The organism is Ensifer sp. B1-9, from assembly GCF_050474445.1.
Lineage (GTDB): Bacteria > Pseudomonadota > Alphaproteobacteria > Rhizobiales > Rhizobiaceae > Ensifer.
Genome location: NZ_JBCHVG010000004.1, coordinates 267,743 through 281,392, shown reverse-complemented (window position 1 = coordinate 281,392; position 13,650 = coordinate 267,743). Strand labels below are relative to the sequence as shown.

The window sequence follows — 13,650 nt, the reverse complement described above, 5'->3', positions numbered from 1 at the left end:
CGCATGACTGAAGAAATAGAGCGGGACGACACCGCACCAAGGCAGCCTGCTCCTACGTATCGCGCCAGGCAGCTATCGGCGTTTTCTTCGCGACGCCGTTGTCGATGGTGAGGACGCTGTCGAAGAAATCGGCGTCACCGTCTGATTGGATCGACGAGGTATCATGCATGATGGCGATTACCGTCGCCTCTGGGCAATGATCCTTGATCGACTGATGAAATGCCTGGACCGCCTGGCTATCCAGGGCGCTGGTTGCCTCGTCGAGGAAGAGCAGGCCCGGCCTTAACAAGACGATTTTCGCCAGGACGAGTTTCTGCTTCTCGCCTCCGGAAAGAAGTTTGTCCCAGGGCTGTCCATCGCGACCGTCTTCCGAAAGCTCGGAGGCAAATTCTTCGAGCCCAGCCTCTTCCAACGCCGCCGCGACAGCGCCGTCGGTATGGGTCTCAGCCCCATCCGGCAAACAAACGAGGTCCTTCAGGCAGACGCCCTGGAGCTTGACGTCCTGGGCAACGTAGAGGCTTCGTACCGTCTCCGGCATCGTGATCGTGCCGCGGCCATGCGCCCAAAGACCGTTTATCGCCTTGAGCAGCGACGTCTTGCCACTTCCGGATTCACCAACCACCAACGTCCATTCTCCCGGAAGGAAATGCAGCTTGTCGGCAATCAGAAAAGGGTCGTCATCGCCGGTATGCAGGAGCTCGATCGCATGGATGGTCAGGCCCTGCCCGGGATCCTGGGTCTTGTATTCGAACACCGAAGGGCCACTACGAGCATAGTAGTCCTGTGGTTCCTGCACGGCTTCTATCGCTTGCGCAAGTTCGGTGATCCGGCGTGCATCGGCCCTTAGCGTCGCGATGTCGGGCATCGCGTGGATGAACCACGAGCATTCGTTGATGAGCGCCGTCGCCAGCTCGGCGCCGGTGACATAGTCCTGCAGGCTGATCGTTTTATCGACGTAGGGGAGCAGCCCTGGTGCGTACGCGACAATGCGCGAGCCGATGAAATTGTGCACCAGCTCGAAACCCATGAACCCGGCGGTCACGCGATTGAGGCTTGCCCAGGTGCGATCTATCTCGCGATATCGGCGCCGGTTGACTGCCTTCTGGGCCGGTTCGCCCTTAATGACCGCAACATGAAAACTGCGGTGCAACAACTGGTTTAATTCGCTGCGATAACTGCCTTCCGCCGATTGGATGCTTATCGACAGGCCCTGCAGGACACTACCGAGCTTGGCTGCGAGGAACGTATTCAGCGGCACGTAGATCGCGATTGCCAGCAGTGTCAAACAGGCGCTGCCGTAGCTGCCCAGAAGATCAAGCCCTCTGACGGTGCTCGACGTCTCGATCAGTTTTAGCCCGACGAATGCAAGCGATAGAACGACGCCGGCTATGCCCACGCCCAGGCCGATTGCACCGCCCGTCATGCCCTTTATGGCTTCCTGTATCCTCTGATCGATGTTGTCAGGCGATGAAGCCTCCGCCTCGCTTGCGGCGCCAAACCCGTTTTGCAGGAGGTGGAAATGGGTGTGGTTGGAGTCGAGCAGCGCCTGGTTGAAGCGATCGTCCAGCCATTGGCGCCATTTCCGGTGGAGTGTGGTCGAGAGGAAGTGACGGACCGCAGTGAAGCCTGCGTCCCTGGTGATGGCGATCGCGGCAAGCGTGGCTGCGGTGGTCAGGAGCGACCAGGGCGTCGTCGGCACGGTAGGATGGTGAAAATTAGCGATCCGATTGACGAGTTCGCCGGAGGTCAAAGCGAACCATACGCTTGCCTGAGCCGACAAGCCGGTGAGCAGCAGGATAAGAAGCGTTAAGCCCCAGGCCTCGCGCCAACGCTCGGAGAGCCAGTAGGCCAGCAACAGACCCCAAAAGCTGCGCATTGAAGAAACAGGACTGGTCCGGCGCCGTCGCACCCGCCCGAAGGTCCATCTGACCAGTGCTGCTGTTCGCTGTGCGTTACTGCGCACGACCTCACTTAAAGCCATCTCCATGAACTGGGGCGAGGATCGGGCTTGTCAAATCCAACTTGTCAAATCCGAGGAATATTGCAGCAGCAGGACCAGGGCTCCCGCCAATTGCAGAGAACCTTTCATCTCCGGACCTAAGTGTCGGTAGTCGAATGTCGTTACGGATCAATTCCGCCCGTTTACGCCAGCCTGTCGAAGGGCCGAGCACGCTTCGTCCTCCGATTGCCTGCTTCGACGCCGTCCGGAACCTTTTATCGCCGCAGGTGTTGGAGGCGTTCCGATCAGATGACACAGGAGTTTGTTATGCCGGTGAAGACACTCGAGGCGCTGTTTTATGACGGCCTTAAGGACATCTACTATGCGGAAAGGCAGATACTGAAAGCGCTGCCGAAGATGGCGCGCGCGGCGCAATTGCCCGATAGCAAAGCGGCATTCCAGAAGCACCGGGACGAAACGGAGGAGCATGTCGAGCGCCTGCAACAAGTCTTTGAGATTATGGGCAAACGTGCGCAGGGCAAGACCTGTGAGGCTATTCAGGGGATCATCGCCGAGGGCGAGGAGATCATGGAGGAATTCAAGGCCAGCCCGGCTCTCGACGCGGGCCTCATCTCCACGGCCCAGGCGGTCGAACACTATGAGATCGCGCGATACGGCACCCTGAAGACCTGGGCCAAGCAACTTGGGTTGGAGAAAGCGGCGCTGCTGCTCGACCAGACCCTTCAAGAAGAAGGGGCAACCGACAAGGCGCTCACCAAGATCGCTCTGTCCGCCGCCAACAACAAGGCAAAGGTTGCAGCTTGACCGGAGTCGAGAAGCGGAGGGCGTAGGTTCGCCCTTCGCGTCAAGGCAGGCGGGGCGCGAAGAGGCCCGGCACGAGGCCGGGCCACCACGGTCAATCACGATGCTCGGGCATCGCCTTGAGTTGATCCTTGGTCCAGGCCGTCACGGCATGAACCTCACCGTTCTCATCACGCATGAAATCGAGGTCGGCAGTGGGTACTGCAACCGGCTTTGCGCCGATGCCGAGAAAGCCGCCGACGTCGATGATAACGGTGCCGGCGGCACCGGCGCCGTGGACGTGATCAACCGTGCCGACCTTATCGTCATCCACCCCATATACTGTCGCACCTTCAAGGACAGCAGGCGTGAGTTCCGTCGGGTCGAGGCGTACGTGATTGGCGTGATCCATTTTCGTTGCTCCTTTGAAATGAACCGAAAAGAACCAGCACTGGACGAAACTGTTCCACTCGAACCACGGCTGGCCGCTTTCCTCGGCATCGAGAACCAGGTCGATGGTGTCAGCATTCGGATGTTTCTCGGAACTTGCAGGGTATCCCCCGGTTGGAGCGCCACGGGCCGATTTGGACCCGGTAGGAGGTACTCCATGAAACGCACCACTCTCGCAATGGCAGCGCTCTTCGGTGCTGTCGCAATGCCGGCCTTCGCGCAAACGACGCCCAACCCAAACGGGGAGACGCCCGCCATTGCGACTCCCAACTCGAGCAATCCGACCGCACCGGTGGCTGGCGCCAGCAGTTTTACTGAAGCTCAGGCCAAGGATCGTATTGAAAAGGCTGGCTACGCTTCGGTGCAGGGTTTGAAGCTGGACAACCAGGGCATTTGGCGGGCTGAGGCGACAAAAGGCGGAAAACCAGTTGAGGTCGCCCTGGATTATCAGGGCAATGTCACGTCTCAGGCGAAATAGTGAGGAGATCTCGACATGAAAACCGTAAGTGGTTTGTTCGACGACTATGCGGATGCGCAGTCAGCGGTTCGTGAACTGGTGCAGGCGGGAATTCCTGCGGAAAATATCGGTATTATCGCCAGCAACGCGGCCGGCCGATATTCTCCTGAGAGCGGCGCTGCCGAGGGCGCCGGAGCCGGCGCGGCCATCGGCGCCACCAGTGGAGGCGCGGTCGGCCTGTTGACGGGCCTCGGCCTTATGGCGGTTCCCGGTATCGGTCCGATTGTCGCGGCGGGGTGGCTGGCTGCAACGGCTGCAGGCGCCGCAACCGGCGCCATTGCCGGCGGTGCCGTGGGCGGCGTGATCGGCGCGCTGACGGAATCGGGCATCGATGAAGCGGATGCGAATGTGTATGCCGAGGGCGTCCGCCGTGGCGGCGCACTCGTGACGGTGCGGTCGCTGAGCGAACCTCTGGCCGAGCAGGCGCAGATGATCTTGCGTAACAGGGGCGTCGATCTCGCCGAACGTCGCGCCGCCTACGAATCGACCGGTTGGCGTCGCTTTGATGAACAAGGGGAGCCACTGACACAGACCGAAATCGGAATGCATCGCGATCGGTTGCGTTCGGAGCTTTAGATCCAGCAGCTGCGATTAAAGAATGTCGCGCAAAAGTGCGCGGCAATTTTTTCGGTGCCGAAGCGCTCCGCTGGGGGGCGACGGAGCGTGGAATGTGGCCTGCAATAGGGGCCAACCCTAGCGGACGCCGATCATGTCGAGGACCACGGCTTTTGCGTGCGAACGTAGACGCTCGCATCCGACCCCGCGCCTTCGTTGGCGTCCGCAGCGGCGGCGCGCACGCGGGGAACAAACGTGCATGGACGCGGTTCGATACGGTGTCCAAAGCGACTGAGCGCAAGGAGCGAATGCATGAGCGAGGCGCAAACCACCAACAACCACGACGAAATTCGCCATTGGGCCGAAAAACGGAAGGGAAGGCCCGCCCGGGTAAAAGGTGCGCTTGATGGCGGAATATTGCGGATCGATTTCGGCGAAGCAGAGATGAACCTTGAGCCGATCTCGTGGGACGAGTTTTTCCGTATCTTCGATCACAACAAGCTGCTGTTTCTTCACCAGGACAAAACGGCAGATGGCAGCCTGAGCAGGTTCAACAAATTCGTGGACCGGCCCTGATCCTGCCGGCGAGCAGGAGCCAGGACGACCCTTCCGACTGTGACCTGGCCAAACGCGCCTGAGGGAATTTGCGTAACTCGCCGATGCCCGGCGCACTATTCATCGCCGGCTGTCTCCCTCAAACATCGAAGGCTGGGTTTCCCGTCACCTGTTGGTGTCATCGGGCGCGCTGTTGTTGCTTGGTGCGCCCGTACCGGATTGTGGGGTCGGGTTGCGATCCGTGGGTGCCAGGCCTTGCGGGCTCTCGGTGCTCGGGCGCTGTTCGGCTTCCGGCCGCTGGCCCGTAGAGGCGGGCTCAGTGCGTTCAACCGAACCGGTTTGATCAGAGCCACCGCCTTGCCCCCATTCCACGAGGCCCCATGCGGCCAGCGCCAAAGTCAGACTGGCGGCGAGCACCAGAAAGACGCGCGTGCCCAGTCCTCCCTGCCTGGCCTCGCGTGGCGAAAACTGGGTTCGCTCCGCGTCATGCGTTGCAGATTCCGGTTCGCCGCGCTCGTCCAAATGCTCAATCATTTGTCCACCTCCATACGTAGCCTCTGCGCCCGCTACCCGACGAGGAAAGGGGCCAAGGATACAACCGAGGTCATCTTCAATAGTTCCGACTGGGCATCCGCATCGGCAAGTGCGGTGATGTTCCGCTCACAACCGTCGATCCGATTTTCTACTATCGTCGCTGGCCTGCAAGGAGATCGATGCGGGCGCGAACACGGGCAACACCTTCCGGGATGCTCGCGCCCGGAATGGACGAATAGCCCATGCGGAAATAGCGACAGGGCTCCTCACTCCTGGGGAAGAAAGGAGAGCCGGATTCGACGAGCACGCCATCCTGGCGCAGTTCGCTCACAAGTCGATCGGCGTCGAGCCCTTCCGGTCCCTTCATCCAGAAAGACGTACCGCCGAAGGCCGACGAACCTGCGATCGTCAAACCCTCGCGGCGGAGTGCCTCCGCCATAAGGACGTGGCGCTTGTGATACTCCGTGCGCATGCGATGCAGCACGGCGTCATAGTGCCCAAGCGCCAGGAAATAGGCTGCGGTGCGCTGCAGGTGACCGGGCGGATGGCGCAGCATCAGCGAGCGCAGCGCGCGGGCCTCGCGGATGAAGGGGGCTGGTGCGACGAGGTAGCCGAGCCGCAGGCCTGGAAACAGCGATTTCGAGAAGCTGCCGATGTAGAGCACGCGCCCGGTCGGATCGAGGGCCTTCAGTGCCGGCGAGGGCGGTGCCAGATAGCTGATCTCGAACTCGTAGTCGTCCTCGACGATCACGAAGTCCTTCTCCTCGGCGGCCTCAAGCAGTCGCGCGCGCCGATCGACCGGCATTGTCGCGCCCGTCGGTGAATGGTGGCTCGGAGTGACGAACACGGCGTCGACGTTCTCCGGCAGGGCATCTGGCGAAAGGCCCTCGCCATCGACGTCGACGGTCATGACATCGGCACCGCTCAGCAGCAGCGAGGCGCTGATGTCGGGGTGGCATGGGTTTTCGCAGACTGCGGCGGAGCCCTCGTCCAAGATCAGTCGGGTCACGATCCAGAGCGCATTCTGGGCGCCGACGGTGACGAGAATTTCGTCCGGAGTGGCATGGATGCCGCGTCGCGGCAACGTGCGCGAGCAGATGTAATTGACGAGCCGCACGTCATCTGCCGCGGCAAAGTCGCTCGCCATCAGGACGAAGTCCTCACGGGCGAGCGCCCGGCGGGCGCAATCACGCCACGCGTTGAGGTCGAAGAGCGTCGGATCCATCTGGCCATAAAGGAAGGGGAACGGATAACGGCGCCAATCCAGCGGTTTCGGGATCTGGCGCACGACGCCGAAGCTCATCTTGATCTTGCGGCTCCAGTCCACCGGGGCGGAACCGCCCGACGGGAGATTGTCGTCCACGTCCCTGCCTGGCGGATTGTCGGTGATGCGATAGGAACTGCGGCTTGCGGCTTCGACGTACCCCTGAGAGATCAGTTCCTGATAGGCGAGTGTTACCGTGATGCGCGAGATGCGCAGATAGTCGGCGAGCTTGCGCGTCGAGGGCAGGTGCGCGCCGGGCTGCACCCGGCCGGCGAGCACCGCCGAAACCACCGTCTCGCGCAATTGCGCCTGCAAGCCGATCCCGCTTTCGCGCTCGATGAAGAAAATCGTTTCCGAAACGCTCATGCGCACAAAGGCGGCCCTCAGCGAGGTCAATCTGGATCTATTCAACTTCCAAACTGGATATAACGCAAGCCAAGCCCCGGCCGTATCGTCATCAGCAAGACCGGAAAAACCGGCCAATCAATAATCAAAGAGGAGAACGACGAATGCTACATGGACATTTCAAGCGGTTAGCGGCGGCGGCCAGCATCGTGGCGAGCCTTGCCGCATCGAGCGTAGCCTATGCGGAGACGAGGCTTGTCGTCGGCTATCAGCAGATTGTCGGCCCCTTCGTTGCCGCGATCGCCGATGGCCGCTTCGACGCCGCCGCCAAGGAGGCCGGCTACAAGATCGACTGGCGCCAGTTCAGTTCGGCCGGCGACATCACGACGGCGCTCGCTTCGGGAGACGTGCCGATCGGCGTTCTCGGGTCGACTGGCACGGCGGCGGCCGCAACACGCGGCGTTGACCTGCAACTCTTCTGGATCCTCGACAATATCGGCCAGTCGGAAGCGCTCGTTGCGCGCGACGGCTCGGGCATTGAAACGCCGGCCGACCTCAAGGGCAAGAAAGTCGCCGTCCCCTTCGTTTCGACCTCGCACTTTCATCTGCTTGTCGGCATGAACAAGGTCTGGAACGTCGATCCCCGCGAGGTCGAGATCCTCAATCTGAAGCCGCCGCAGATCGTTGCCGCCTGGCAGCGCGGCGATATCGATGCCGCCTATGTCTGGCCGCCGGCGCTTTCCGAAATCCAGAAGACCGGCAAGACGATCTCCGATTCCGAGGTGATCGGTGCGGCAAGTGTTCCGACCTTCGACGGACTGGTGGTCGACAAGGGTTGGGCGGAGGAGAACCCGAAGCTGATGGAGGCCTTCACCAAGGTCCTGGCGAAAGCCTATGCCGACTACAATTCCAACAAGGCCGCCTGGACGGAGGAGTCGGCCGAGGTCCAGGGTATCGTCAAGCTGATCGGCGGCGATGGCCCAAGCACCGTGGAAGCCCTGCGCCTCCTCTCCTTCCCGAATGCGGATGAGCAGGCGTCCGAGGTCTGGCTCGGCGGCGGTGCGACGCGCGCGCTCAGCGAGAGCGCAAAATTCCTGGTCGAACAGAAGCAGATCGGCAATTCGCTCGACGACTATGCGCCCTACGTCAACGCGAGCTTCGCGAAGACTGCCGCGCAATAACGTATTCTGCCTGTTGCGCCGGCCGTGGGGAGCGGCCGGTGCGTCCATCATCGAGACCGTGACCGAGGTGCAGGGAGGCATTTCTCATGGAAACACTGAGCGTCAGGAACATCAGTCTGACCTATCCGGGCCTGTACTCGGACCAGGCGATCATCGCCTTGAAAGGTGTAAATCTTACCATCAACAGCGGCGACTTCGTCGTTGCATTGGGTGCTTCCGGCTGCGGAAAGACCACCTTGCTCAATCTGATGGCGGGCTTCATGGCCCCCTCGGAGGGCGACATCACGCTTGGCAATCACCAGGTCAACGGGCCAGGCGCTGAGCGCGGCGTGGTCTTCCAGAAACACGCTCTGCTGCCGTGGCTCAACGTGATCGAGAACACCGAATTCGGTCTCAAGCTGCGTGGTGTCGACAAGGCGACACGCCGGGAACTCGCCACCAGGAACCTTGCTCTCGTCGGGTTGCAGGATTTCCACCACCACATGATCTACCACCTGTCGGGGGGTATGCAGCAGCGCGTCGGCATTGCGCGGGCACTGACATGCGATCCTGCCATGCTGTTGATGGACGAGCCGATGGCAGCACTCGACGCGCTGACGCGTGAGACCATCCAGGAACTGCTGCTCAAGGTCTGGCAACTCACCAACAAGATGTTCTTCTTCATCACCCACAGCGTCGAGGAGGCGCTGTTCCTCGGCTCGCAGCTGATTGTCATGTCGCCGCGGCCGGGCCGCATCACCCACACCTACGAGCTCAACTTTAACAAGCGCTTCCTCGCCGAAGGCAATGCGCGCGCGATCAAGTCCAGCCCGGAATTCATCCGCATGCGCGAGGAGGTGCTCGGCATCATCTATGGCGACGAACGTGCGTCCGGAAACCCGGAGGTGGCCCATGCTTGATAGAGTGACGCGGGCCAAGCCCGCCAAGGCTGGCAAAATCTTCGGTGCGCCCGGTGACGGAAGCAGCGGCCTGATCAGTTTCGCAACGACGGTCGTTCTCCTCGCCCTCTGGTTCACCGTCACCGAATCCGGTTGGGTCAAGCCGCTCTTCCTGCCGTCGCCGCTGGCGGTCTGGGACAAGTTCATGCTGGCGCTGACCGACGGTGTTTCGAACTCGACGCTGATGGAGCATACGCTCGCAAGTATCGGTCGCGTCTTCGGCGCCTTCCTGCTGGCGCTGGTGACGGCGGTGCCGATCGGCATCCTGATGGGTGTCAATCGCGTCGTGCGCGGGCTCTTCGATCCGATCATTGAATTCTACCGGCCGCTGCCGCCGCTTGCCTACCTGCCGCTGGTGATCATCTGGCTTGGCATCGGCGAGTTCCCGAAGGTGTTCCTGATCTATCTGGCGATCTTCGCGCCGATGGCGATTGCCGCAAGGGCAGGGGTGCGTTCGGTCTCGACCGAGCAGATCCACGCGGCCTATGCGATGGGCGCCACCCGTGGACAGGTGATCAGTCAGGTGATCATGAAGGCCGCCTTGCCCGAGATCTTCACCGGCATGCGCATCGGCATCGGCGTCGGATGGACCACCCTGGTGGCAGCGGAAATGGTTGCTGCGAACAGAGGTCTTGGCTTCATGGTCCTCAATGCCGCCGAAAACCTCGAAAGCGATACTGTGATCATGGGGATCTTCATCATCGGCATCTTCGCCTTCGCCTTCGATCTTTTGATCCGCTACCTCGAAAAGGCGCTGATCCCCTGGAAGGGCCGTCTGTAACCGGCGGCGACTTCGACACTTCATCTGAATTCGGCCTGGCGGCCTTTTGAAGACGGCATTTCCCGTCTCCGGCGAAGCCATGCCTTGTGGACCAAGCCAAAGGACAGGACCATGACACTCTCTGCAACCGATCTCAAAACCTTGTTCGATGCCTTCAACCGGCATGACATCGATGGGGTCATGCGCTTCTTCGCCGAGGACTGCGTATTCAATGCGGTCGGCGGCCCTGAGGTGCACGGCACCCGCTTCGTCGGTACAGGGCCGATCGCCGATGCTTTCAGCGGCGTCTGGAAATCGATGCCGGACGCCGAGTGGGGCAACCACAGCCATTTCGTCGACGGCGATCGAGGCGTGTCCGAATGGACCTTCTCGGGCACGGCCGCCGATGGCAGCCGCATCGAGGCCGAGGGCTGTGACCTCTTCACGTTCCGAAACGGCAAGATCGTGCGCAAGCAGGCGTTCCGCAAGAACCGCCCGCTCCTGCAGCCCCGCTACTGATGGCCTGGAGCACGAGCCATGCAACTGCGCGCCACCCCTCTCAAGCCCGCAAGGCAGCCGTTTGATCCGGCCTATGACCCCAACCATGCCCGCAGCCCCGGCACGGGCAAAGATTATGCGCCGACCTACTGGATCGGCACCGCCGGACCTGAGCCGGAGGATGACGGCCCCGTCACGCGGGACATAGATGTCGACGTCGCCATCATAGGTTCGGGCTATACCGGCCTCTCCTGTGCCATCCACCTGGCACGCGAGCACGGCATCCGTGCGACGGTGCTGGAGGCCAATGGCGTTGCCTGGGGCTGCAGCACCCGCAATGGCGGGCAGGCGCAGATTTCCGCCGGTCGCCTGAAGCGCTCGCAATGGATCGCCCGCTGGGGCGTCGACGTCGCACGCAAGATGCACGCCGAGATCGCCGAAGGGTTCGAGCTTTTCCGGGCGCTGGTCCGGGAGCCGGAGATCGACTGCGATCCGCAGGATGGCGGCCATCTCTATATCGCCCACCGCGACAAGATGCTGCCGGCGCTCGAAGGCGAGGTTCGGGTCCTCAACGACATGTTCGGTTACCGGGCCCGCATGGTCTCGCGCGAGGAGATCCATCGCGATTTCGTCCGTGACGAGGAAGCGCGCGGGGCGATGTACGAGCCTGACGGCATGGGCATTCATGCGGCAAGGCTTGCCTTCGGCTATCTGAAACTGGCGCGGCGGCTTGGCGCAAAGGTGCATACCTCAAGTCCCGTGCTGTCCTGCACGGCGAAGGGTGGCGTGCACCACCTGACGACGCCGGGCGGCACGGTTCGTGCCCGCGCCGTCTGCATTGCAACCGCCGGCTATACGTCGCCCGGCATGAATGCGCTCACGCGCCACCGGCTGATGCCGATCCTGTCGAACTCGATCGTTACGCGGCCGTTGACTGAAGGCGAGCAGCAGGCGCTGAATTTCAAGGCGCGCATACCGCTCACCGACACGCGCACGCTCCGCCATTACTACCGCATGCTGCCCGATGGCCGAGTGCAGATCGGCAGCCGCAGCGCCATTACCGGGCGCGATGCCGGCAACCCGAAGCATCTCGAACTGCTGCTCGCAGGTCTCTACCGCAAGTTCCCGGCGCTGCGCGGCATCGACATTGACTATTCCTGGTGGGGCTGGGTGGATGTCAGCCACGACATGATGCCGCGCATCTTCCAGCCGGATCCGGGCCAGAGGCTGTTCTACGCCATGGGTTATGGCGGCAACGGCGTGATGTATTCCGCGCAGGCCGGCCGCCGCATGGCCCAGATGGTCGCCGGCAAGGGCGGGGCTCTCGACCTTCCCATCTTCACCTCGCCCCTGCCGAGCCACGGGCTGCTGACTCCATTCCGCAGGCTTGGCCAATGGGGAATGTACCGCTGGTACTACCTCCGCGACGAGATCCTCTAACTCTTTGAAATAATTCTCAGGAAAGGAACTGCCCCATGAAAATGACCACCGAGGAAGCCTTCGTCAAAGTCTTGCAGATGCATGGCCTCGAACATGCCTTCGGCATCATCGGCTCGGCCATGATGCCCGTGTCGGACCTGTTCCCCAAGGCCGGCATCAAGTTCTGGGACTGCGCCCACGAGACCAACGCCGGCATGATGGCGGACGGCTTCAGCCGTGCAACGGGCACGATGTCGATCGCGATCGGCCAGAACGGCCCCGGCGTCACCGGCTTCATTACCGCGATCAAGACCGCCTACTGGAACCACACACCGCTTCTGATGGTCACGCCGCAGGCGGCCAACAAGACGATCGGGCAAGGCGGTTTCCAGGAGGTCGACCAGATGGCCATGTTCGAGGAAATGGTCTGCTATCAGGAGGAAGTGCGCGATCCCTCCCGCATTCCCGAGGTGCTGAACCGCGTCATCGAAAAGGCCTGGCGTGGTTGCGCGCCTGCGCAGATCAACATCCCGCGCGACTACTGGACCCAGGTGATCGACGTCGACTTGCCGGCGATTGTCCGTTTCGAACGTCCGGCCGGTGGGCCGCAGGCGATCACAGAGGCCGCAAAGCTGCTGTCGGAAGCAAAATTCCCGGTCATCCTCAACGGCGCCGGCGTCGTCATCGGCAATGCCATTGGTGATTCCATGAAGCTTGCCGAGCGGCTCGACGCACCGGTCTGCTGCGGCTACCAGCACAATGACGCCTTCCCCGGCAGCCATCGCCTGTCGGTCGGTCCGCTCGGCTATAACGGCTCGAAGGCGGCGATGGAGCTGATCTCAAAGGCCGACGTCGTGCTGGCGCTCGGCACCCGGCTCAATCCCTTCTCGACCCTGCCGGGCTACGGCATCGACTATTGGCCGAAGAACGCCGCGATCATCCAGGTCGACATCAATGCCGACCGGATCGGCCTTACCAAGAAGGTGACGGTCGGCATCTGCGGCGACGCCAAGCAAGTCGCCCGCCAGATCCTCGAGCAGCTCTCGCCGTCGGCCGGTGATGCCGGCCGCGACGAGCGCAAGGCTGCAATCCACCAGACCCGATCGGCCTGGCAGCAGCAGCTCTCCTCCATGGACCACGAGGACGACGATCCGGGCACGCAGTGGAACGAGACGGCACGCTCGCGCGAGCCGAACCGCATGTCGCCGCGCCAGGCCTGGCGGGCGATCCAGGCGGCCTTGCCGAAGGAGGCGATCATCTCCACAGACATTGGCAACAATTGCGCGATCGGTAACGCCTATCCGACCTTTGAGGCCGGCCGGAAATATCTCGCACCTGGCATGTTCGGGCCCTGCGGTTACGGCTTCCCGTCGATCGTCGGCGCCAAGATCGGTTGCCCGGATGTGCCGGTGGTCGGCTTTGCCGGTGACGGGGCCTTCGGCATCTCGATGAACGAGATGGGGTCGATCGGCCGCGAGGGCTGGCCGGCCATCACCATGGTGATCTTCCGCAACTACCAATGGGGTGCGGAAAAGCGCAACACGACGCTCTGGTATGCCAACAATTTCGTCGGCACCGAGCTCAATCCCAATCTCTCTTACGCGAAGGTCGCCGAGGGCTGCGGTTTGAAGGGCGTCGCCGTCGATACGCCTGCGGCGCTGACCGAGGCGCTCTCCAATGCGATCGCCGACCAGAAGAAGGGTGTCACGACCTTCGTGGAAGTCATCCTCAACCAGGAGCTCGGCGAGCCGTTCCGTCGCGACGCGATGAAGAGGCCGGTGCCGGTTGCCGGCATCGACCGCGCCGACATGCGTCCGCAGAAGCGGGCGTGACCGTTCACAGACCATGCCTGCCCGGTCAGCCCGGGCAGGCGAAGCTTCCCGCAAGCGACCGG

At 62.1% G+C, this 13,650-nt stretch carries 14 protein-coding genes; 10 read left to right on the top strand and 4 right to left on the bottom strand.

Features of this window, described 5'->3' with window-relative positions; all coding sequences use genetic code 11:
* Positions 1 to 52: 52 nt before the first annotated feature.
* On the bottom strand, positions 53 to 1,855 hold the full coding sequence (locus ACQ5BM_RS09220) for an ABC transporter ATP-binding protein/permease (RefSeq protein ID WP_429810275.1): 1,803 nt from the start codon (positions 1,853 to 1,855) through the stop codon (positions 53 to 55).
* 411 nt (positions 1,856 to 2,266) lie between these two features.
* Here ACQ5BM_RS09220 and ACQ5BM_RS09215 point away from each other — a divergent pair, with 411 nt between their 5' ends.
* Positions 2,267 to 2,764, top strand: a complete 498-nt coding sequence (locus ACQ5BM_RS09215) for a ferritin-like domain-containing protein (protein ID WP_429810523.1) — start codon at positions 2,267 to 2,269, stop codon at positions 2,762 to 2,764.
* Positions 2,765 to 2,855: 91 nt separating this feature from the next.
* On the opposite strand, the gene ACQ5BM_RS09210 is transcribed toward ACQ5BM_RS09215, so the two are convergent.
* Complete coding sequence (locus ACQ5BM_RS09210; RefSeq protein ID WP_429810273.1) at positions 2,856 to 3,152, bottom strand: PRC-barrel domain-containing protein; 297 nt, start codon at positions 3,150 to 3,152, stop codon at positions 2,856 to 2,858.
* Positions 3,153 to 3,347: 195 nt separating this feature from the next.
* Between ACQ5BM_RS09210 and ACQ5BM_RS09205 the strand changes: the two genes are divergently transcribed.
* The 3 genes from ACQ5BM_RS09205 (at position 3,348) to ACQ5BM_RS09195 (ending at position 4,838) form a co-directional block, all read left to right on the top strand.
* A complete protein-coding gene (locus tag ACQ5BM_RS09205; RefSeq protein ID WP_429810271.1) occupies positions 3,348 to 3,668 on the top strand; it encodes a PepSY domain-containing protein in 321 nt (106 codons plus the stop codon).
* A 15-nt stretch (positions 3,669 to 3,683) separates the two neighbouring features.
* Positions 3,684 to 4,283, top strand: a complete 600-nt coding sequence (locus tag ACQ5BM_RS09200; RefSeq protein ID WP_429810269.1) for a hypothetical protein — start codon at positions 3,684 to 3,686, stop codon at positions 4,281 to 4,283.
* A 291-nt stretch (positions 4,284 to 4,574) separates the two neighbouring features.
* Positions 4,575 to 4,838, top strand: a complete 264-nt coding sequence (locus ACQ5BM_RS09195) for a hypothetical protein (protein ID WP_429810267.1) — start codon at positions 4,575 to 4,577, stop codon at positions 4,836 to 4,838.
* 144 nt (positions 4,839 to 4,982) lie between these two features.
* Here the strand turns inward: ACQ5BM_RS09195 and ACQ5BM_RS09190 are convergent, their stop codons facing one another.
* On the bottom strand, positions 4,983 to 5,351 hold the full coding sequence (locus ACQ5BM_RS09190; RefSeq protein WP_429810265.1) for a hypothetical protein: 369 nt from the start codon (positions 5,349 to 5,351) through the stop codon (positions 4,983 to 4,985).
* 151 nt (positions 5,352 to 5,502) lie between these two features.
* Positions 5,503 to 6,981 (bottom strand): PLP-dependent aminotransferase family protein, encoded by a 1,479-nt coding sequence (locus tag ACQ5BM_RS09185; protein WP_429810522.1) that lies wholly within the window; start codon positions 6,979 to 6,981, stop codon positions 5,503 to 5,505.
* A 143-nt stretch (positions 6,982 to 7,124) separates the two neighbouring features.
* Between ACQ5BM_RS09185 and tauA the strand changes: the two genes are divergently transcribed.
* The 6 genes from tauA (at position 7,125) to xsc (ending at position 13,588) form a co-directional block, all read left to right on the top strand.
* Positions 7,125 to 8,141 (top strand): taurine ABC transporter substrate-binding protein, encoded by a 1,017-nt coding sequence (gene tauA / locus ACQ5BM_RS09180; RefSeq protein ID WP_429810263.1) that lies wholly within the window; start codon positions 7,125 to 7,127, stop codon positions 8,139 to 8,141.
* Between the two features lie 86 nt (positions 8,142 to 8,227).
* Positions 8,228 to 9,040: a taurine ABC transporter ATP-binding protein gene (locus ACQ5BM_RS09175; RefSeq protein WP_429810261.1), complete on the top strand. Its 813-nt coding sequence runs from the start codon at positions 8,228 to 8,230 to the stop codon at positions 9,038 to 9,040.
* Complete coding sequence (locus tag ACQ5BM_RS09170; protein WP_429810259.1) at positions 9,033 to 9,860, top strand: ABC transporter permease subunit; 828 nt, start codon at positions 9,033 to 9,035, stop codon at positions 9,858 to 9,860. The genes ACQ5BM_RS09175 and ACQ5BM_RS09170 overlap by 8 nt, the downstream gene beginning before the upstream one ends.
* Before the next feature lie 111 nt (positions 9,861 to 9,971).
* Positions 9,972 to 10,358 carry a nuclear transport factor 2 family protein gene (locus ACQ5BM_RS09165; protein WP_429810257.1) on the top strand — a complete coding sequence of 129 codons (387 nt, stop codon included), beginning with the start codon at positions 9,972 to 9,974 and terminating at the stop codon, positions 10,356 to 10,358.
* 18 nt (positions 10,359 to 10,376) lie between these two features.
* The gene (locus ACQ5BM_RS09160; RefSeq protein ID WP_429810256.1) at positions 10,377 to 11,777 is read left to right on the top strand and encodes an NAD(P)/FAD-dependent oxidoreductase; all 1,401 of its coding nucleotides are present in this window, start codon (positions 10,377 to 10,379) and stop codon (positions 11,775 to 11,777) included.
* A gap of 35 nt (positions 11,778 to 11,812) precedes the next feature.
* Positions 11,813 to 13,588, top strand: coding sequence for a sulfoacetaldehyde acetyltransferase (xsc, locus tag ACQ5BM_RS09155; protein WP_429810254.1), 1,776 nt, complete (start codon positions 11,813 to 11,815; stop codon positions 13,586 to 13,588).
* Positions 13,589 to 13,650 lie beyond the last annotated feature (62 nt).

Excerpts from the sequence above, each read along its gene's own strand:
- ACQ5BM_RS09215 (WP_429810523.1), top strand. The coding sequence starts at position 2,267 with ATGCCGGTGAAGACACTCGAGGCGCTGTTTTATGACGGCCTTAAGGAC.
- ACQ5BM_RS09210 (WP_429810273.1), bottom strand. The coding sequence starts at position 3,152 with ATGGATCACGCCAATCACGTACGCCTCGACCCGACGGAACTCACGCCT.
- ACQ5BM_RS09205 (WP_429810271.1), top strand. The coding sequence starts at position 3,348 with ATGAAACGCACCACTCTCGCAATGGCAGCGCTCTTCGGTGCTGTCGCA.
- ACQ5BM_RS09200 (WP_429810269.1), top strand. The coding sequence starts at position 3,684 with ATGAAAACCGTAAGTGGTTTGTTCGACGACTATGCGGATGCGCAGTCA.
- ACQ5BM_RS09195 (WP_429810267.1), top strand. The coding sequence starts at position 4,575 with ATGAGCGAGGCGCAAACCACCAACAACCACGACGAAATTCGCCATTGG.
- ACQ5BM_RS09190 (WP_429810265.1), bottom strand. The coding sequence starts at position 5,351 with ATGATTGAGCATTTGGACGAGCGCGGCGAACCGGAATCTGCAACGCAT.
- ACQ5BM_RS09185 (WP_429810522.1), bottom strand. The coding sequence starts at position 6,981 with ATGAGCGTTTCGGAAACGATTTTCTTCATCGAGCGCGAAAGCGGGATC.
- tauA (WP_429810263.1), top strand. The coding sequence starts at position 7,125 with ATGCTACATGGACATTTCAAGCGGTTAGCGGCGGCGGCCAGCATCGTG.
- ACQ5BM_RS09175 (WP_429810261.1), top strand. The coding sequence starts at position 8,228 with ATGGAAACACTGAGCGTCAGGAACATCAGTCTGACCTATCCGGGCCTG.
- ACQ5BM_RS09170 (WP_429810259.1), top strand. The coding sequence starts at position 9,033 with ATGCTTGATAGAGTGACGCGGGCCAAGCCCGCCAAGGCTGGCAAAATC.
- ACQ5BM_RS09165 (WP_429810257.1), top strand. The coding sequence starts at position 9,972 with ATGACACTCTCTGCAACCGATCTCAAAACCTTGTTCGATGCCTTCAAC.
- ACQ5BM_RS09160 (WP_429810256.1), top strand. The coding sequence starts at position 10,377 with ATGCAACTGCGCGCCACCCCTCTCAAGCCCGCAAGGCAGCCGTTTGAT.
- xsc (WP_429810254.1), top strand. The coding sequence starts at position 11,813 with ATGAAAATGACCACCGAGGAAGCCTTCGTCAAAGTCTTGCAGATGCAT.